17 protein-coding genes are annotated in these 18,418 nt (G+C 69.1%); 4 read left to right on the top strand and 13 right to left on the bottom strand.

Translation table 11 applies throughout. From position 1 onward, the window contains the following. Positions 1-168 precede the first annotated feature (168 nt). Positions 169-1,575, bottom strand: coding sequence for an ATP-binding protein (locus tag SREC43747_RS0113950; RefSeq protein WP_152528420.1), 1,407 nt, complete (start codon positions 1,573-1,575; stop codon positions 169-171). Between the two features lie 71 nt (positions 1,576-1,646). Here SREC43747_RS0113950 and SREC43747_RS0113945 point away from each other — a divergent pair, with 71 nt between their 5' ends. Continuing rightward, on the top strand, positions 1,647-2,933 hold the full coding sequence (locus SREC43747_RS0113945) for a serine hydrolase domain-containing protein (protein ID WP_051388024.1): 1,287 nt from the start codon (positions 1,647-1,649) through the stop codon (positions 2,931-2,933). A gap of 63 nt (positions 2,934-2,996) precedes the next feature. Here the strand turns inward: SREC43747_RS0113945 and SREC43747_RS0113940 are convergent, their stop codons facing one another. Genes SREC43747_RS0113940 through SREC43747_RS0113930 form a run of 3 tightly spaced genes read right to left on the bottom strand, consistent with a single transcriptional unit; the run spans position 2,997 to position 5,360 of the window. After that, positions 2,997-3,947: an MBL fold metallo-hydrolase gene (locus tag SREC43747_RS0113940; protein ID WP_051388023.1), complete on the bottom strand. Its 951-nt coding sequence runs from the start codon at positions 3,945-3,947 to the stop codon at positions 2,997-2,999. 54 nt (positions 3,948-4,001) lie between these two features. After that, positions 4,002-4,775, bottom strand: a complete 774-nt coding sequence (locus SREC43747_RS0113935) for an SCO1664 family protein (RefSeq protein WP_236623195.1) — start codon at positions 4,773-4,775, stop codon at positions 4,002-4,004. An 18-nt stretch (positions 4,776-4,793) separates the two neighbouring features. Beyond that, the gene (locus SREC43747_RS0113930; protein WP_029721892.1) at positions 4,794-5,360 is read right to left on the bottom strand and encodes a DUF3090 domain-containing protein; all 567 of its coding nucleotides are present in this window, start codon (positions 5,358-5,360) and stop codon (positions 4,794-4,796) included. 215 nt (positions 5,361-5,575) lie between these two features. Here SREC43747_RS0113930 and SREC43747_RS0113925 point away from each other — a divergent pair, with 215 nt between their 5' ends. Both SREC43747_RS0113925 and SREC43747_RS0113920 read left to right on the top strand, forming a co-directional pair. Beyond that, positions 5,576-6,508 carry a S66 peptidase family protein gene (locus tag SREC43747_RS0113925; RefSeq protein ID WP_029721891.1) on the top strand — a complete coding sequence of 311 codons (933 nt, stop codon included), beginning with the start codon at positions 5,576-5,578 and terminating at the stop codon, positions 6,506-6,508. Between the two features lie 32 nt (positions 6,509-6,540). Next, complete coding sequence (locus SREC43747_RS0113920; RefSeq protein ID WP_029721889.1) at positions 6,541-7,170, top strand: nucleoside/nucleotide kinase family protein; 630 nt, start codon at positions 6,541-6,543, stop codon at positions 7,168-7,170. A 9-nt stretch (positions 7,171-7,179) separates the two neighbouring features. On the opposite strand, the gene nikE is transcribed toward SREC43747_RS0113920, so the two are convergent. From nikE to SREC43747_RS0113900, 4 genes are read right to left on the bottom strand one after another with little or no spacing between them, the layout of a single operon-like run. Further along, positions 7,180-8,763 carry a nickel ABC transporter ATP-binding protein NikE gene (gene nikE / locus SREC43747_RS0113915; protein ID WP_029721888.1) on the bottom strand — a complete coding sequence of 528 codons (1,584 nt, stop codon included), beginning with the start codon at positions 8,761-8,763 and terminating at the stop codon, positions 7,180-7,182. After that, positions 8,760-9,656: an ABC transporter permease gene (locus SREC43747_RS0113910; RefSeq protein WP_029721887.1), complete on the bottom strand. Its 897-nt coding sequence runs from the start codon at positions 9,654-9,656 to the stop codon at positions 8,760-8,762. Before SREC43747_RS0113910 ends, nikE begins: the two co-directional genes overlap by 4 nt. Next, positions 9,653-10,696, bottom strand: coding sequence for an ABC transporter permease (locus tag SREC43747_RS0113905; protein ID WP_029721886.1), 1,044 nt, complete (start codon positions 10,694-10,696; stop codon positions 9,653-9,655). Before SREC43747_RS0113905 ends, SREC43747_RS0113910 begins: the two co-directional genes overlap by 4 nt. Before the next feature lie 4 nt (positions 10,697-10,700). Beyond that, entirely contained in the window at positions 10,701-12,488 is a 1,788-nt protein-coding gene (locus tag SREC43747_RS0113900) for an ABC transporter substrate-binding protein (protein ID WP_029721885.1), read from the bottom strand. A gap of 169 nt (positions 12,489-12,657) precedes the next feature. Between SREC43747_RS0113900 and SREC43747_RS0113895 the strand changes: the two genes are divergently transcribed. Further along, on the top strand, positions 12,658-13,485 hold the full coding sequence (locus tag SREC43747_RS0113895; RefSeq protein WP_029721884.1) for a M55 family metallopeptidase: 828 nt from the start codon (positions 12,658-12,660) through the stop codon (positions 13,483-13,485). Between the two features lie 24 nt (positions 13,486-13,509). On the opposite strand, the gene SREC43747_RS0113890 is transcribed toward SREC43747_RS0113895, so the two are convergent. From SREC43747_RS0113890 to SREC43747_RS0113870, 5 genes are all read right to left on the bottom strand, one after another. Beyond that, a complete protein-coding gene (locus tag SREC43747_RS0113890) occupies positions 13,510-14,286 on the bottom strand; it encodes an Imm1 family immunity protein (protein WP_236623194.1) in 777 nt (258 codons plus the stop codon). 100 nt (positions 14,287-14,386) lie between these two features. After that, positions 14,387-15,013: a TetR/AcrR family transcriptional regulator gene (locus tag SREC43747_RS0113885; protein WP_029721882.1), complete on the bottom strand. Its 627-nt coding sequence runs from the start codon at positions 15,011-15,013 to the stop codon at positions 14,387-14,389. A gap of 347 nt (positions 15,014-15,360) precedes the next feature. Further along, a complete protein-coding gene (locus SREC43747_RS0113880; RefSeq protein ID WP_236623193.1) occupies positions 15,361-16,116 on the bottom strand; it encodes an enoyl-CoA hydratase/isomerase family protein in 756 nt (251 codons plus the stop codon). Between the two features lie 155 nt (positions 16,117-16,271). After that, on the bottom strand, positions 16,272-16,484 hold the full coding sequence (locus SREC43747_RS20640) for a helix-turn-helix domain-containing protein (RefSeq protein WP_029721880.1): 213 nt from the start codon (positions 16,482-16,484) through the stop codon (positions 16,272-16,274). Positions 16,485-16,672: 188 nt separating this feature from the next. Further along, the gene (locus SREC43747_RS0113870; RefSeq protein ID WP_029721879.1) at positions 16,673-18,301 is read right to left on the bottom strand and encodes an ABC-F family ATP-binding cassette domain-containing protein; all 1,629 of its coding nucleotides are present in this window, start codon (positions 18,299-18,301) and stop codon (positions 16,673-16,675) included. Positions 18,302-18,418 lie beyond the last annotated feature (117 nt).

Genomic DNA, 18,418 nt, shown 5'->3' with positions numbered 1-18,418 from the left:
GCTCGTAGGTTTGCATCAGGAACTTGTGCGCCGGGCGCTCGACCACGCGGGTCAACGCCCACCCGCTCAGCACGTCGCGACCGAGCTGGTCCAGCGCTTCGCGCAAGTCCACCGGTGGCTCGAGCGGGTCCGGGCCACCGCGCCAGGCTCCGTAGTGGAATCGCCGTGTCATCCGGTGTAGACCGCTCTTCCGCTCTCGTCGTCCTTGCCGATCCGCCGGGCCAGGTACAGCGACTCCAGCGCCAGTTCGACCGCACTGGCGATCCGGCCCGGTGGGTCGGTCACCGCCACGCCGACCCGTTCGACCACCCCGTGCAGCACGGGGAGTTCCGGCAGGGCCGACAGCAGTTGCTGCCCGGTGACCCGCTCGCCGGTGGCCACCGGGTGCCCGTCGGCCACCGCGTCGCACAACGGCTGCAGGTCGAGGCCGGCGAACATGGACCGCGCCGCATCGGCTGTCGCGCGGCGCAGCAGGTAGCCCAGGATTTCGTCCTCGCGCCCCTCTTCGCCCACCTCGAACTCGATCTTCCCGCGCAGCACCGCGGGGACCGCCTCCAAGTCCACCGGGCGGGCCACGGCCGGGTGCTCGCCGGTGAGCGCCGCCCGGTGCAGGGCTGCCGCGGACGCGGTTTCGGCGGCCGCGATGGCGAACCGGGCGGAAACCCCGGACCGCTGGTCCACCGATGTGGATTCCCGCAGGTAGCGCACGAACCGGGCGATGATCTCCAGCAGGTGGTCCCCGACTTCGGCCGGCAGCTCCGCTTCCTGCCGGATCAGCTGCACCTCGTCGGCGACGTCCAAGGGGTAGTGCGTGCGGATCTCCGCGCCGAACCGGTCCTTCAGCGGAGTGATGATCCGCCCCCGGTTGGTGTAGTCCTCCGGGTTGGCCGTGGCGACGAGCAGCACGTCCAGCGGCAGCCGCAAGCTGTAGCCGCGGATCTGGATGTCCCGCTCCTCCATCACGTTCAGCAGCGCAACCTGAATCCGTTCGGCCAGGTCCGGCAACTCGTTGATGGTCACGATGCCCCGGTGGGCCCGCGGGACCAGCCCGTAGTGGATCGTCTCCGGGTCTCCCAGCGAGCGCCCTTCGGCGACCTTGACCGGGTCCACGTCTCCGACCAGGTCGCCGACCGAGGTGTCGGGGGTGGCGAGCTTCTCCACGTACCGCTCGCTGCGGTGGCGCCAGGCGACGGGCAGCTCGTCCCCCAGCTCCGCGGCTCGCCGGCGGGATTCCGGGGTGATCGGCTGCAGGGGGTGCTCGCCCAGCTCCGACCCCTCGATCACCGGGGTCCACTCGTCCAGCAGGCCGACCAGGCTGCGCAGCAGTCGGGTCTTGCCCTGGCCTCGCTCACCGAGCAGGACCACGTCGTGTCCGGCGATCAGCGCCCGCTCGAGCTGTGGGAGTACTGTTCGATCGAAACCGACGATGCCCGGCCACAGCGGGCGCCCGTCGCGCAGGGCGGCCAGCAGGTTTTCCCGGATCTCGGTCTTCAGGCCGCGCGGGCGGTGACCAGCTGCCCGCAGCTGCCCGGCAGTGCGGGGTAAGTCTGTTGGCGGTGCTGGGATCGATGTCACTTTTCCGACGCTACCCGGCGCGGCCGCAGGTTGCTCGCCTCCCGGGACGAAAAATATTCATGTATGACTGTATGAGTCGTACTGCGAACGCGGTAGTTGCGCGGAGACGGGAGGGTCACGTGTCACTGCAGATCGAGGTAGATCCCGGCGAAGTCGGATTCGACCCGGCACGCCTGGAACGGCTCGACAAGCACTTCGCCAAGTACGTCGACGGCGGACGGCTCCCCGGCTGGCTGATCCTGCTGGCTCGACGCGGGAAGATCGCGCACCTGTCCACCTACGGGGCCCAGGACATGGCCAGCGGCGCCCCGGTGCAGCCGGACACGCTGTTCCGCATCTACTCGATGACCAAACCGGTGACCTCGGTGGCAGCGATGATGCTGTACGAGGAAGGCGCCCTGGAGCTCACCGACCCGGTGAGCAAGTTCATCCCGTCCTTCGCCGACCTGCGGGTCTACACCGGGGGAACCGCCCAACAGCCGCAAACCCGACCGGCCACCACCGAAATGCAGGTCTGGCACCTGCTGACCCACACCGCAGGCCTGACCTACGCCTTCCACTACCTGCACCCGGTCGACGAGCTCTACCGGCGCGCCGGCTTCGAGTACGGCATGGCCGACCACCTCGACCTGCAGGGCTGCTGCGACGAGTGGGCCTCGATGCCACTGCTGTTCGACCCGGGCCAGGCGTGGAACTACTCGGTGGCCACCGACGTGCTCGGCCGAGTCGTCGAAGTGGCCTCCGGCCAGTCGCTCGACGAGTTCTTCCGGACCCGGATCTTCGAGCCGCTGGGCATGAAGGACACCGGCTTCGCCATCGACAAGGCCGACGGCGACCGGCTGGCCACGCTGTACGTGGCGGGCAAGGACGGCCGCGCCCACCCGCACCCCCGGCACCAGGAAGCGCACCAGATCGCCTTCCAGCAGCCGAAGGCCCTTTCCGGCGGCGGCGGGCTCATCTCCAGCGCCTACGACTACCACCGGTTCCTGCAAATGCTGCTGCAAGGCGGTGAACTGGACGGCACCCGGTTGCTGAGCAACCGCACCGTGCGCTACATGACCCGCAACCACCTGCCCGGCGGCGCGGACCTGGAGTCCATCGCGCTCGGCTCGTTCTCCGAAGTCAGCAACGCCGGCAAGGGGTTCGGCCTCGGCTTCGCCGTGGTGGACGACCCGGTGCCCAGCAGGGTCATCTGCTCCCCGGGGGAGTTCTCCTGGGGCGGTCTGGCCAGCACCGCGTTCTGGGTGGACCCCGCGGAAGAGCTCACGGTGGTCTTCATGACCCAGCTGATGCCCTCCAGCGCGCTGCCGATCCGTTCCCAGCTGCACCAGCTCATCTACCAGGCGTTGGTGGACTGAGCGCCGGTCCGCGGAGGCTCCGGCGAGGGGCCTCCGCGGACTCCCGCGCGGATCCGGGAATCCTCACCGCTGTTCCGGCAGCGACCTGGTCTCCCCCACCGCCAGGTCCCACAGCCGGTCGCCGTCCAGACCGGCGTCCCGCCACGCCTTGCGCACCCGGGTCAACGGTTCGGTGACCGGCTCGCGGGTGAGCACGAACGTCCCCCAGTGCATGGTCGCCGCGCACCGCGCCCCGAGGTCGATCGTGGCCTGCACCGCTTCCTCCGGGTTCATGTGCACCGGCCGCATGAACCAGCGCGGGGCGTAGGCGCCGATCGGCACCATCGCCACGTCGATCCCCGGGTAGCGGCGGCCGATCTCGGCGAAGTGCGGTCCGTAGCCGCTGTCCCCCGCGTGGTAGACCCGGGAATCCGGTCCGGTGACCACCCAACCTCCCCACAGGGTCCGGCAGGTGTCCCAGATGGTGCGCCTGCTCCAGTGCTGGGCCGGAACGAAGTCGAACCGCAGCCCGGCCACCTCCGCCGACTGCCACCAGTCCAGCTCGATCACCTCGGTGAACCCGCGACGCCGGAACCACCGGCCCAACCCGGCGGGCACCAGCACCGGCACGTCGCGGGACAACCGGCGGACCGTGGGCGCGTCCAGGTGGTCGTAGTGGTTGTGGCTGATCAGCACCGCGTCCACCGGGGGCAGTTCGCTGAAGGCGACCCCGGGCGGGGTGAGCCTGCGCGGCACCCCCGGGATGCGGGTCGACCAGACCGGATCGGTCAGCAGGTTCACCCCGGACATCCGGACCAGGTAGGTGGAGTGCCCCACCCAGGTCAACGCCGTGTCGGTGCGCTGCACCGGGCTCAAACCGGTGCGCAGCACCGGAATCCGGTCGGGATCTGGTACCCGATCTCGGAAACCCCCGGTCCACATCAGCCGCATGACGTCGCGGAATCCGGGCAGCGGCACGCTCAACCGGTCTGCGTAGGACTTCTGGACCACCGGGTACGAACGCTCAGCACTCACCCGACCAGAGTGCCTGCCGCGCCCCGACCACCGCACAGGCGGTGGCGCGGCAGCTCACAGCGCGGGCCACGGGATGGCCGGCCAGTCACCGGACGGCGCGGGGAAAACCCCTTGCTCCAACAGCCGTTCGATGCGCGCGATCAGCACCTTGACCTCTTTCGGGGTGATGTGCTGGGTCAGCTCTTCGGCCAACGGTCCTTCCAGCTCGGCCCGCAACACCCCGAGCTGCTCCACCGCTTCTTCCGGCAGGGGCTGGTCGATCCACCCCCACAGCACGGTCCGCAACTTGTCGTCGGTGTTCAAGCAGACCCCGTGGTCCACACCGAACACCCGGCCGTCGGCGGTGCGCAGGATGTGCCCGCCCTTGCGGTCGGCGTTGTTGAGCACGACGTCGAGCACGGCCAACCGCTGCAGCTGCCGGTCGTCGGCGTGGGCGAGCACCACCACGTCGCCATCGGGGTCCTGGGCGTGCAGCACCGGCAACCAGCCCTGCGGCAGCTCCTCCGGAGGGAGCACGTCGACCAGCGGGTTCTCCTCGTCCGCGTCGATCCACAACTGCACCATGCCGGGGCCGAACGGACCGTCCCGCAGCACCGTCGGAGGGATCAACCCCCACCCGATGGCCTCGGACAACAGGTACGACGCCACTTCCCGACCGGCCAGCGTCCCGTCCGGGAAGTCCCACAGCGGGCGTTCCCCCCGGATCGGCTTGTACACGCAATCGATGGACGCCCCGTCGGCTTCCGCGGAGCACAGCAGCGTCGCGTTGGAGGCTTCGACGAGCCGCCCCTGCACTTGCAGCCGGCCGTTGCGAAGCAGCTCGCACACCTCTCCGGACACGCCTCGCTAGATCCCTTCCGAGCGGCGGTAACCGTTCTGGCGCGGGCAGATGTGCCCAGCCGGATCGAGCGGTTCACCGCACAGCGGACAGGGTTTGCGCCCGGCGTTCACCACCCGTTCGGCTCGTTCGACGAACGCACGCGCGTACTCGGGAGTGAGGAAGACCCGCAGGGCGTCCGGTCCTTCCTCGGTGTCGTCGAGCACCACGGACTCGTCGATCTCCTCCTCGGTGAGCGCCAGCAGTTCGACGACGACCGCGCCGGTCTCGGCGTCCCAGCCCAGCCCCATGGTGCCGACCCGGAACTCCTCCTCGACCGGGACTTCCAGCGGATCGGTGTCGATCAGCTCCTCGGGAACCTCCAGCGGTAACTCCGTGTCGAACCGGCGCTGCACCTCGTCCAGCAGCGCGCCGATCCGCTCGGCGAGCACGGAAACCTGCTGCTTCTCCAATTGCACGCTCACCGTGCGGACGTCTTCGGTCGCCTGCAGGTAGAAGGTGCGCTCGCCCGGCGGCCCGACCGTCCCCGCGACGAACCGGTCAGGCTGGCGAAAAACGTGGATGACACGAGCCATGACAACCTCGACACTAGGCCACCGAGCAACGGCAGCGCGCGACTGGCCCCCATTTCGTTCATCACCGTAGCCAAAGCGGACACCGGTGACCGGCCAAAACGCCATTCCTCGGCGGCTGGCACCCCGCTCCGGCAAGATGTTCACCCAAGGCGAACGTGAGCGGAATCGCCACCCACGCCTACGCTGCGGGTAATCGAGATCACGGAAGGCTTCCGATGGACATGCAAGACCGCCGCCGCCCGCCCCGCCTGCAGCGCGGCGACGCAGTCGCCGTCGTCGCCCCGGCCGGACCGGTTCCCGACCAACTGCTGGAGACCGGCATCGACCAGTTGCAGCAGTGGGGGCTGCAGGTGAAGGTCGGCGACCACGTGCGAGACCGGCACCCGGAACTGGACTACCTCGCCGGTACCGACGCCGACCGGGCCGAGGACCTGCAGAACGCCTGGTGCGACCCGGAGGTCAAAGCCGTGCTGTGCGCTCGCGGCGGCTACGGCAGCATGCGCGTGCTGGAGCACCTCGACTGGGACAAGATGGCGGCAGCCGACCCGAAAGTCCTCGTCGGCTCCAGCGACATCACCGCCCTGCACGACGCCTTCGCCAAACACCTCGGGCTGGTCACCGTTTTCGGACCGATGATCGCGACCAAGGCGTTCACCGAGGACGAACCCGCCCGGGAACACCTGCGCCGCACCCTGTTCGAGCCGCATTCGGTGACCGCGCTGACCTCCCCCGGCGCCAGCGCACTGGTGCCCGGCCGCGCCACGGGCATCACCTACGGCGGCAACCTCAGCCTGCTCGCCGGTGCGCTGGGCACCGCGGACGCCCCCGAGCCCCCGCCGCAGGGCATCGCGCTGCTGGAGGACGTCACCGAGGAGCCCTACCGGCTCGACCGCTTCGTCACCCAACTGCTGCGGGCCGGGTGGTTCGACAACGCCACCGGCATCGCGTTGGGGTCCTGGGTGGAGTGCGGACCGCTGGAGGACGTCCGCAAGATGCTCGACGACCTGCTCGGCGGGCTCGGCGTCCCGGTGATCTGGGAGCTCGGCTTCGGGCACTGCCCGCGGCAGCTGACCGTTCCGCTCGGAACAGCAGCAGAGCTGGACGCCGACGAGCGGCGGCTGACCGTGCTGCAACCCGCCCTGCTGTGACCCGCGGCCGACGCCGCGGGGACCATCGGGGCATGCGCGTCCGGCCGATCACTCCCGAGCTGCTGGTGTCCGAAGCGGTGGAGCGCATCCTCGCGACGCGAACCCGGTGGGTGCGGGTGGCGGTGGACGGCGCCCCCGCGGCGGGCACCAGCGACTTCGCCGACCAGCTGGTGGAGCCGCTGCGGGTGAGCGGCCGCCAGGTGGTCCGCGTGCGAACCGCGGACTACCTGCGCCCCGCTTCCCTCCGACTGGAGCACGGGCACCGCAACCCCGACTCCTTCTACCAGGACTGGTTCGATTTCAACGGGCTCCACCGGGAAGTGCTGAAGCCGCTGTCCGACGACGGCACCGGTGACGTGCTGCCCGCCCTGTGGGACGCGGAAGCGGACCGCTCTCCGCGGCAGCCGCGGGTGCGCCTGGCCGAAGGCGGGGTGGCCATCGTCGACGGGCCGCTGCTGCTGGGCGCCGGACTGCCGTTCGACTTCACCGTGCACCTGTGGTTGTCCCCGGCAGCGCTGCACCGGCGCACCCCGGAGGAGGAGCAGTGGACGCTGCCCGCGTACCAGCGCTACGACAGCGAAGTGCGTCCCCAGCAGATCGCCGACTGCGTGGTGCGGATGGACCACCCGGACCGACCGGCCGTGGTGGACAGCCTGCGGTGAGCCCGGACCTCAGGCCACGCGCCGGTCGACGGTCGGGACCGCCGCCAGCAGCGTCCGGGTGTACTCGTGCTGCGGATCCAGCAGCACCTGCTCCACCGGCCCCGATTCGACGAGCTGCCCGCGGTACATCACCGCGACCCGGTCGGCGATGTTCCACGCCAACCCCAGGTCGTGGGTGATGACGAGAGTGGACAGCCCGCGGGAGACCCGCAACCGCAGCAGCAGCGAGAGGATCTCGCCGCGCACGGTGGCGTCCAGCGACGCCACCGGTTCATCGGCGATCAGCAGTTTCGGCTCCAGCACCAGGGCGCCGGCGATCACCACCCGCTGCCGCTGACCACCGGACAGCTCGTGCGGAAGCCGACCGAAGAACTTCTCCGCCGGGCGCAGCTCCGCGGCGTCCAGGGCCGCCGCCACCCGCTCCTGCTCGTTCTCGGTCTGGCCGTGGATGCGCAGGCCCTCGGCCACCGCCTCGTAAACGGTGTGCCGCGGGTTCAGCGCACCGGTCGGATCCTGCAGCACCAGCTGCACTTTCCGGCGGTACTCCCGCAGACCTGCGGAACTGGTCGGCAGCGGCTTGCCCGCGTAGCGGATCGAACCCGCGGTCAGCGGCTGCAAACCGAGCAGGGACCTCGCCAGAGTCGTCTTCCCCGACCCGGACTGCCCGACGAGGGCGACGATCTCGTTGTCGGCCACCTCCAGGTCGACGTCGCGGACGGCGTGCACGGTGTTGCCCGCCCGGCTGGTGAAGTCGACCGACACCCCTTCCGCCGACAGCAGCGCGGAACCGGGGGACCCCCCGTCGGTGAGCCGGAAGCGCGGGTCCCCCACCGTGGGAAAGGCGTCGGCCAAGGCCCGGCTGTGCTCGTGCTTGGGAGCCCCGATCACCTGCTGGGTCTCGCCGTGCTCGACGAGCTCGCCCCGGTACATCACCGCCAGCCTCGAACAGCTCGCCGACAGCACCGACAGGTCGTGGCTGATCATCATCAGGGCGATGCCGCGTTCGGCCACCAACCTGGCGAGCAACCGCAGGATCTGCTCCTGCACCACCACGTCCAGCGCCGTGGTGGGTTCGTCGGCGATGACCAGCCGGGGATTGCAGGCCAGCGCCATCGCGATCATCACCCGCTGCCGCTGACCACCGGACAGCTCGTGCGGGTAGGCGTCGATGCGGTCCGCCGGCAGCTCGACCTGCTCCAGCAGCTCGACGACCCGGTCCCGGAGGTTCGCCCCGCCCTGGCCGTGCAGCTTCATCGGCTCGGCGATCTGGTTGCCGATGGTGCGCACCGGGTTCAGCGCGTGCATCGCCCCTTGGAACACCACCGAAGCACTGGCCCAGCGGACCGCGCGGAGCTGACCGAACGTCATCGTCCGGACGTCCTTGCCGTCCAGCAGGATTTCCCCCTCCACCCGAGCGGTGCGCGGCAGCAGCCGCAGCACCGACATCGCCAGCGAGGTCTTGCCGCACCCGGATTCCCCGGCCAGGCCGAGGGTTTCACCCTCCCGCAGGGTCAGGCTGACCCCGGACACCGCCGGCTCGTGGCTGCCCCGGTAGGTGATCGACACGTCCTTCAGCTGCAGAACCGGATTCATCGCTGCCCCCGGAGCCTCGGATTGAACACCGCTTCCAACGCCCGGCCGCACAACGTGAAGCTGAGCACGACGAGCACGATTCCCAGACCGGGCGGTAGCAGGTACCACCACGCACCACCGGTCACCGCACCGGTGTCCATTGCGGACTTGAGCATGGCCCCCCAGGAGACCCGGCTCGGATCGCCCAGCCCGAGGAACGACAGCGTCGACTCGGAGATGATCGCGCTGGCCACGGACAACGTGGTGTTGGCGAACACCAGCGGGAGCACACTGGGGAGCACGTGCTTGGTGATGATGTGCAGGTGACCCGCGCCCAGCGCCCTGGCCCGTTCGATGAACGGACGGGCTTCGACGGTGAGGGTCTGCGCCCGCACCAGCCGAGCGGTCGACGGCCAGGAGGTGACGCCGATCGCCAGCACGATCGTGGCGAGCCCGCGTTCCAGCACTGTGGAGAGAGCGATCGCCAGCACGAGCGCTGGCAGCACCAGGAAGAAGTCGGTGAACCGCAGCAGCAGCCGGGACGTCCAGCCTCCGAAGTGCGCGGCCGCCACCCCGACCAGGGTGCCGATGAACACCGACAGGACCGCCGCGGCCAGCCCGACCAGCAGGGACACCCGGGCCCCCCACCAGGTCAGCAGCAGCACGGAGCGACCGGACTCGTCGGTGCCCAACCAGTGCTCGGAGCTGGGCGGCTGCAGCGGCTGCCCGGTCGCCCGGGTGACGTCCAATCCCGACGAGTCGGTCAGCACCGGGGCCAGCAGCGCCAACAGCGCGATCGCCACCAGCAGCACGAGACCGACCACGCCACCGGTGTCCCCGCGGTAGACGCGCCACACCTCCGCTGCCCGCGCCTTGCGGCGGGCTCGGGTCACTTGGGCCGCGGTGGCTGTCATGACTGCCGCACCCTCGGGTCGAGCACTTGGTACAGCATGTCGGCCAACACGTTCATCACGATCACGCTCCCCGCGAGGACGATGAAAGTCCCCTGCAGCAGCGGCAGGTCCGGAACCCGCAAGGCCTCATAGGTCAGCAGTCCCAGGCCCGGCCAGGAGAACACGGTTTCGACCGTGATCGCACCGGCGACCACCAGTCCGAGGTGGAGGAAGATCAGGGTCACCGTGGGCAGCAGGGCGTTGGGAACGGCGTGCCGGCGGCGCACCAGGTCTTCCCGCAGGCCCTTGGCCCGAGCAGTGGTCAGGTAGTCCTCGCCCATTTCCTCCAGCAGCGAGGAGCGCATCACCATCAGGTACTGCGCGTAGATCACCGCGACCATGGTCAGGACCGGCAGCACCATGTGGTGCGCCACGTCGAGGACCTGCCCCAGCACCGTCGGCGGCGGGTCCGGGGAGGAGATGCCGCCGACCGGGAACAGCCCCGGGATCGGCCCCACCCCGACCCCGAAGACCATGAGCACGATCAACCCCAGCCAGAACGTGGGAACCGACCACAGGGTCAGCGCCACCGAGGTGCTGGCCTTGTCGAATCCGCTGCCGTGCCGCCAAGCGGCCCGGGAACCCATCCACAGGCCCAGGACCACCGCCAGCGCGGTCGCGGTGCCCACCAGCAGCACGGTCGGCCCGATGCGCTCCCAGATCAACTCGGCCACCGGCCGGCTGTAGGTGTAGGAGGTGCCGAGATCGCCGCGCAGCAGGTCGCCCAGGAAGTCCAGGAACTGCTTCCACAGTGGCTGGTCCAACCCCAGCCGGGCTCGCAGCTGCGCGATCTGCTCCGGGCTGACCGGCGCTCCCCTGGTCATCGTGCGCACCGGGTCGCCGGGGATGACCCGGAACAGGAAGAACCCGAGCACGGCCACCATGAACAAGCTGACGATCCCGCCCGCGACCTTGGTGGCCACGTAGCGAGCTGTGCGGCCGCGCCGGCGTCCCGGTTCAGCCGCGACCGAACCGCTTGTCCCCGCAAGAAGATCCGACACGCCATCACTCCCGGGTGTCCATAGTTGCCCGCCGGCGGATCGCCACCACCGTGCCGACGACGCCGACCAGCACGACCGCGCCGCCCAGCAGCCACAGGACGTTGCCGTAGTCGGCACCGGCCTGGCTGACGGCGGCCTCCGTGGGTTTGGCCCCGTAGTAGCCCCAGTAGCCCTGCTGCCCGGTGATCACCCCGTCGGTCTTGGGCTGCTTGGTGAAACCGGCGAACCGGTCCGAGCGGTACGCCTCGAGCGAGTTGGGGTAGAACAGGATCAAACCGGTCGCCTGCTCGTAGAACCGCTGCTGCGCTTGTTTGACCAGGTCGACGCGGGCCTGCGGATCGAATTCGGCCAACTGCTGCTGGTACAGGTCGTCGTAGACCCGGTCGCACAGGAAGCTGTCGGGCTGGCCCCCGCCGTCGGGGGTCGGCCGCGCGGCGCAGGTCTGCAAGCGCAGCACGTAGTCCGGGTCCGGGTTGGCCGACCAGCCGCTGACGACCATGTCGAAATCGCCGGCGATGGTGCGCTCGTTGAGCTGGTTGTCGGACACCGGTTGCAGTTCGACGCGGATGCCGATGTCCGCCAGCCACCGCTTGACGAACTCGCCGACCTGCGCGTCGACCGGTTCATCGCCGTGCAGCACGAAGTCGAAGTTCAGCGGTTCCCCCTGCGGGGTCCGCCGGATGCCGTCCTCCCCGCGCTGGTAACCCGCTTCGTCGAGGATGCGGTTGGCGGTCTGCAGGTCGAATTGCCTCGGCCGCTGCGGGCTCCAGTGGTAGTCGGCGAAGATCGGCGGCAGGTATCCCGAGCCGATCTGCCCGTATCCGCCGAGCACCCGGTCCACCAGGGTCTTGCGGTCGATGGCGTGGTCGATCGCCTGCCGGACCCGCACGTCCCGCAGCGCGGGGTGACCGCTTCCGATCGACCGGTTCTCCGAATCGGTGGCACCCGGGTTCAGGATGATCTCGTAGAACCGGCGTCCCTGCCCCTTGACCCGCTCGACGTCCTCCTGCCCGCTCAGGGCGTTGAACTGGGCCGGTGTCAACTTCTGCACCACGTCGATGTCGCCCTTGCGCAGCGCCTGCACCGCGGCGTCGCTGTTCTTGAACTGCACGAACTGCAGTCGGGAGACTTCCGGGGCGCCGCGCCAGAACCGCGGGTTGGCTTCGAGGGTGACGTACCGCTCCGGCTCGTACTCGGTCAGCACGAACGGCCCGCTGCCGACCACCGGCATCTGGTCGTTGGGGAACGAGGCGACGTCGTCGACCTTTGACCAGATGTGCTCGGGGACGATGGGGGCGTCGATCGCCAGCATGGTCGACTGCGGCTGCTTGGTGCGGATGACCAGGGTGTGGTCGTCCGGCGCGGTGACGCTGGCGAAGTTCTCCACGAAGTTCCCGTTCGCCGTGGCAGCCGCCGGATCGGTCATCATCCGGTTGAAGGTGTAGGCGGCGTCGCGTGCGGTGACCGGCTGCCCGTCCGACCACTCGACCCCGCGCCGGATGCGGAAGGTCCAGGTCAGCTTGTCCGGCGACGAGCTCCAGGACTCCGCCAGCTCCGGCTGCACCGAGAAGTCCTCCGGGCTGTAGGTGGTCAGGGTCGGGTAGATGGTCCGGAAGATGTCCGTGGCCGCCAGGGTGATCCCGAGGAACGGGTTGAGCGAATCGATCTGCTGCTGCAGCCCGATTCGCAAGGTGGCTCCTCGCTGCTGCCCGGCTTGCTGCGCGACCGCTGGTGGTGCCAGCAGAAAAACCGCGAGCAATGCCGCGACGAGACCGGTGATTCGTCTGCCCACGGTGTCCCCCTCCCTGGACGAATTGAGAAGAAGGAACCACCTTCCGACGCTGTTCGTCAATGGTTAACCAACACTTTGCCCCCGGCTGTAACACGCAGAGCTACCGAACCGTTACCAGCGCGGCGTGCCAACTACCGGAACCAGCTGCCGCAGGCCTAAATTGGCGCCCGTGCGGATTCTGGTCTCAGCTGACATGGAAGGCGCGACGGGAGTCACTTGGACGGATGACGTCGTGCCGGGCACCGAACAGTGGCAGCGCTTCCGCCGCCTGCTGACCGCGGACGTCAACTCCTGCGTGGAAGGCCTCATCGCCGGCGGCGCCACCGACGTGCTCGTCAACGAAGCTCACTCGAGTCAGCGCAATTTGCTGCTGGAAGAACTTCATCCCAATGCGCGACTGCTCACCGGCCGGCACAAACCGCTGTCGATGATGCAGGGCATCGACTCCGAAGTGGATGGTGTGGTTTTCCTCGGCTACCACGCCGGAGCCGGAGAAGAGGGCGTGCTGTCGCACACCTACATGGAGAACTCCATGACCGGGGTGTGGCTCGACGGCGTCCGAGCCAGCGAAGGACGCCTCAACGCCGCGCTCGCCGCCGAGTACGGGGTCCCCGTCCTGCTCATCACCGGCGACGACCGGGCCTGCCTGGACGCGGCCGACTACGCGCCCGACGCCGCCCGGGTGGTGGTCAAGGAGTGCGTCAGCCGCTACGCGGCCATCTGCTACCCACCGGCGCGCACCGCGGCGGACATCCGCAAAGCGGCCGAGGAGACCGTGCAGAAAGCGGGCCGCACCGCACCCGATGTGCGAGCGCACCGCATCGAAGTCGAGTTCGACGCCGCCCACCTGGCACAAGCCGCAGCGGTGATACCGACCGTGGAACAAACCGGTGTTCGACGGGTCCAGGTCGACACCCCGAACATGACCGAGGCGATGAAAGCGTTCAAGATCATCGCCACCGTGGCCGGCCGCGCCATCCAAGGCATCTACGGGTAGTCGGGCCCCCGGCCGCACCGGCCGTCAGACGTCGGCCCACCGAGCCGATCGCCACTGCACCGCTTCCGGCATCTGCCCGGTCTCGGTGAACTCGAGCAGCGCCGCGCGCAGGTTCTTGTACGGCAGCACGCACTCGCGGGGGAACCGCAGCGCGCTCCCGGCGTCGAAGCGGAGCAGCGGAGCGTCCGGGATCGGTTCCGGGTTCAGCGTCTGCCAGGACTCGATCTCCCCCTCGTCGGACTCCTCGGTGAAGTTCAGGACACCGAGCTCGGCATCGCTGTCGACGACGACGCGCATCGCCTGGTAGGGGCCGGGGACCTCGGGGTTGTCGTGCGGGCGGTCCCAGACGTAGAGGTGGCGCGCTCCCTCCCCGGGGGTGCGCAGCACCTGCTCGACCAGCTTCTCCTTGTCGCCCTGGGAATGCGCGTAGTTGCGCTCCTCGCCGAGGACCGCGGTGGTGACGGTGACGCCAAGTTCGGTGTTGCGGGCACCGATCGCTTCCGCCCGCAAGCCCTCCATGGCCGCCCGCGCCTCCCGCAGCGCCCGGGACAACGACCCCTGGTGGAACACCAGGCTGCCCCAGTAGGGATGCCCTTTGACCTGGTTCAGGTCGGCGTACACCGCCTGGGTCTTCTCGATCAGTTCGTCCAGAGCATCCAACGGCACCTCGGCGATGCGCGCGAACACGACCGCCGGCGGCTCGAGCGGGCTGATCTCATCTTGCGATGACGGATTCGACATGCCTGCCTGCATCCACTCCCGATCGCGGGCGTCCAGCTGGGCGCCCGGCACCGAACTCATTGCGCAGGCACCACCGGCCCAGGCCCCGAACCAGGACCGGCAACGCCGCCTGGAAGGCTACCCTGGGTCATCCACCGGCCTCACGGCGCCATCGCGGTGATCAACCCGCGTAGCCCCGCACCACCCCGAAAGGCGGCTCGTGGCCGACCGTGCCCAACGAGAGCAAGGACCGGGCCAGCAGCTCCGGGTCGTCGAGCCCGATGTCCTGCGCCAGCTCTTCCGGCAGGCTCAACATGGAGATCGCCGCGCCCAGCATCCCGGCGTCCAGCAGAGCTGCCCCGCGCCGGGACATCCGCCGCCCCGCCTCACCGTTGAGCTGCACCGCCGCATCCACGTTGGCCCGGGCCATCCGGCCGAGCTGCGCCCGCACCTGCGGGTTCCGAACGGCCTCCAAGTGGAGTTCGAGCAGGGCCAGCAGCTGAGCTCGGGCACTGGTGACCATCCGCTGCAACATCGTCGAGTACAGGGTGGTGATCTCCCGGGCGGTCACCCCGCGGGGGACCTGGTCGCACAACTGCTGCATGGCAGCCGTGTGCTGGTCGGCCAAGTACCGGGCGATGGCCACCAGCAGCGCGCTCCGCGTTGGGTAGTAGTTCTTGGTCGTGCCCTCCGGAACACCGGCCTCGCGGTCCACGGCACGGTGGGTCAACCCGCGGCCGCCCTCCCGGGCGAGCACCTCAATTCCGGCGAGCGCGAGAACTTCTCGACGGTTGCGTCGTTGCGGCATGCATCCCCATGAAGTCGAGCTGCGATTCCTTGATCACCAGAGTAGCCGGTGAATCACACCAACGTGGTCCAATCCACCCCGGAGTGTCTTGATTCACCTGGCGCCCAAGGACCGCACACCGCACGAACAGCGCGCCGCGCGGACGAACCCCGGTGCCGCCCCGGGAAATCCGCCGGAACCGCTGAGCACGGCACGACCCGCCAGCTGCGCCGCCCACCGCTCGACCGGCGGCAGGGCCAACTGCTTCCACTGTGTCCAAGCCCGGGCGCAGTGGCCGGTGGCGGGCTTCCCGGCAGCTCCTCCCGCTGCCGGGAAGCGAGTTCTCCGGAACCGGAACACCCAGCCGCCTACTGCGATTTGAGCAGTTCAGCGATGCGGCGCAGCTGCGCCGAACGCTCCTCGGCCAGCTGCTGCTCCGGATCGACTTGCTCGTCCGCCTGCACCAGGAGGGCCAAGGTCTCCCGCACCGCGCCGGCAGGAGGCTTGAGCACGGACTCCACCAGCTGGTCCACAGCGGCGTCCAGCCCTTCCACCGGAACCACCGCGTTCGCCAATCCCAGCTGCAGCGCCTCGTCCGCGGGAACCTCCCGGCCGGTCACGCAGATCTCCACCGCCTTGGCGTACCCGACCGCGCGAACCAGCGGCAGGGTGCCACCCAAGTCGGGCACCAAACCGAGACTGGTCTCGGCCATGCGGAACCGCGCGTCCTGGGCGAGCACCCGCATGTCGCAGGCCAGCGCCAGCTGGAACCCGGCACCGATCGCGTGCCCGTGCACGGCCGCGATGGTCACCCGGTCCGGCTCGCGCAGCCAGCTGAACGCCTGCTGGAACGAAGCGATCTCCGCATCGGCCTGCTCGGTGGGACGGCCGGCAAGAGCCGCCAATCCAGGCAGACCGTCCACCTCGGCTTGTTCGAACAGCCGGCGGTCTAGACCAGCGGAGAACGCGCGACCGGCACCACGGACCACGACCACCCGGATGTCCGGGTCGAGTCCTTGGCCGATGGCGCGCAACGCCTCCCAAGTCGCAGGCGTCTGCGCATTCAGCTTCTCCGGACGATTAAGGCTGATCGTGGCACGCCGACCCTGAATCGTGAGTTCCACCCCCCCACGATTCAGCAGGTCGGCGTCCACTATCGACTCCGCCAAGCGGGCCTCCGATGTTGATCGCAGTGAACCGATTGGCAATACCGTATCGCCCGCTGTCCCAGCTGGAGCCGCAATGTGTCTTATTTGATCTGGCCGACCGACTTCGTCGGTCACTTCTGCTTCTTCGAGCGCGTCGCGCCTCCGCGCCCACGCAGCTGTACACCCGATTCACTCAGAACGCGGTGCACGAAGCCGTAGGAACGGCCGGTCGCTTCTGCAAGCGCTCGGATGCTCGCCCCCTTCTCGTACTTCTTCCTAAGGTCACTGGCCAGCTTGTCTCGCGCGCTTCCTGTGATACGCGCACCTTTCTTCAGCTCAGCCACGGTGTCCCCGCCTTCCCTCTGAGCAGGTCGGGCCTCGCGACCCCTGTCAAGCGCAATGATCGACCAGGACAAGCAGGAACGCCAGGCGATCATGAAAAAAGGTTGGCCGAAGGTTGCGACACGCGCGTGGCGATCACCGAAATGTGCTACTCCATCCGCTGTATGCGGTGTTGCGCGGACGAGGCTGTTTATGCCAGCTGCACCAACTCCAGGTAATCGTCAGACCAGTGGTCTTCAGTCCCATCAGGCAGCAAAATGACCCGCTCCGGTTGGAGTGCTTGAACTGCCCCGGGATCGTGCGTCACCAGCACAACAGCACCGGTGAAACTGCGCAGCGCCTGCAACACCTGCTCCCGACTGGCCGGATCCAGGTTGTTGGTCGGCTCGTCCAGCAGCAGCACGTTGGCCGCGCTGGAGACCAGGCCGGCCAGGGCCAGCCGGGTCTTCTCCCCACCGGAGAGCGTGCCAGCCGGCTGCTCCAGCTGCTCACCGCTGAACAGGAAAGCACCGAGCAAGGTGCGCAGCTGCTGCTCCGGCGCGTCCGGCGCGGCGCTGCGGACGTTCTCCCACACCGTCGCCTGGTGATCGAGGGTTTCGTGCTCCTGGGCGTAGTAACCGATCCGCAGCCCGTGCCCGGCGACGACCTCCCCGGCATCGGGTTTCTCCAGACCGCACAACAGCCGCAGCAGCGTGGTCTTCCCGGCACCGTTCAAGCCGAGCACGACCACGCGGGCCCCCCGGTCCACCGCCAGATCGACACCGCTGAAGATCTCCAGCGACCCGTAGGACTTGGACAGCCCCTTGGCGGTCAACGGAGTCCGGCCGCAGGGCGCCGGATCCGGGAACCGGATGTTGGCGACCTTCTCCCGCGGCTGCTCGGTCTCGGTTTCCTCCAGCAGCTTCTCCGCGCGGCGGGCCATGTTCTTGGCGGCCACTGCCTTGGTCGCCTTGGCGCGCATCTTGTCCGCCTGGGCCAGCAAGGCCGACGCCTTCTTCTCGGCGTTGGCCCGTTCCCGGCGGCGCCGCTTCTCGTCCGCGGCGCGGGCCTCCAGGTAGCGGTTCCAGTCCATGTTGTAGACGTCCACTTCGCCGCGCACGGCGTCGAGGAACCACACCTTGTTCACCACCGCGGCGAGCAGATCGACGTCGTGGCTGATCACCACCAGCCCGCCGTCGTGGAGCTTGAGGAAGTCGCGCAACCAGTTGATCGAATCCGCGTCCAGGTGGTTGGTCGGCTCGTCCAGCAGGAGCGTGGTCGCCGAACGACCGCCCGGACCGGCTTCGGAAGCGGCGAACAAGATCCGGGCCAACTCCACGCGGCGCCGCTGCCCACCGGACAAGGTGCGCAACGGCTGGTTGAGCACCCTCTCCGGCAGTCCGAGATTGCTGCAGATGCGCCCGGCCTCGCTCTCCGCGGCATAGCCGCCGCGGGCGGCGAACCGCTCTTCCAACCGGCCGTAGCGGGCGATGGCGCGTTCCCGGCGGCGCTCGTCGACCAGCTCCGCCATCTCGGTCTGCGCCTTTTCCATGTCCCGGAAGATCTGGTCCAGGTTGCGGGCCGACAGCACGCGGTCCTTGGCGGTGACGGAGAGGTCGCCCTCCCGCGGGTCCTGCGGGAGGTAGCCGAACTCCCCGCGGCGCACGATCTCACCGGCGTAGGGGTCCCCTTCTCCGGCCAGCACCCGCAGAGTCGTGGTCTTGCCTGCTCCGTTGCGCCCCACCAGGCCGATGCGGTCTCCCGGCTGCACGCGCAACGTGGCATCGGAGAGCAAGATCCGCGAACCGGCGCGCAGTTCCAGGCCTGTGGCAGAAATCAAGTGAATCTCCGAAGAAGTCGGTGGTCCAGCAGGTCCGTGATGACAGCTGAGAACGCGCGTGCGCTAAACGACACGGCGCACGCGGGCTTGCCGAACCGGAGAATGCGAGCTGACCAC

Origin of the sequence: Saccharopolyspora rectivirgula DSM 43747, from assembly GCF_000497205.1 — a bacterium.
GTDB lineage: Bacteria > Actinomycetota > Actinomycetes > Mycobacteriales > Pseudonocardiaceae > Saccharopolyspora > Saccharopolyspora rectivirgula.
This window is presented reverse-complemented; position numbering and strand designations above follow the sequence as displayed.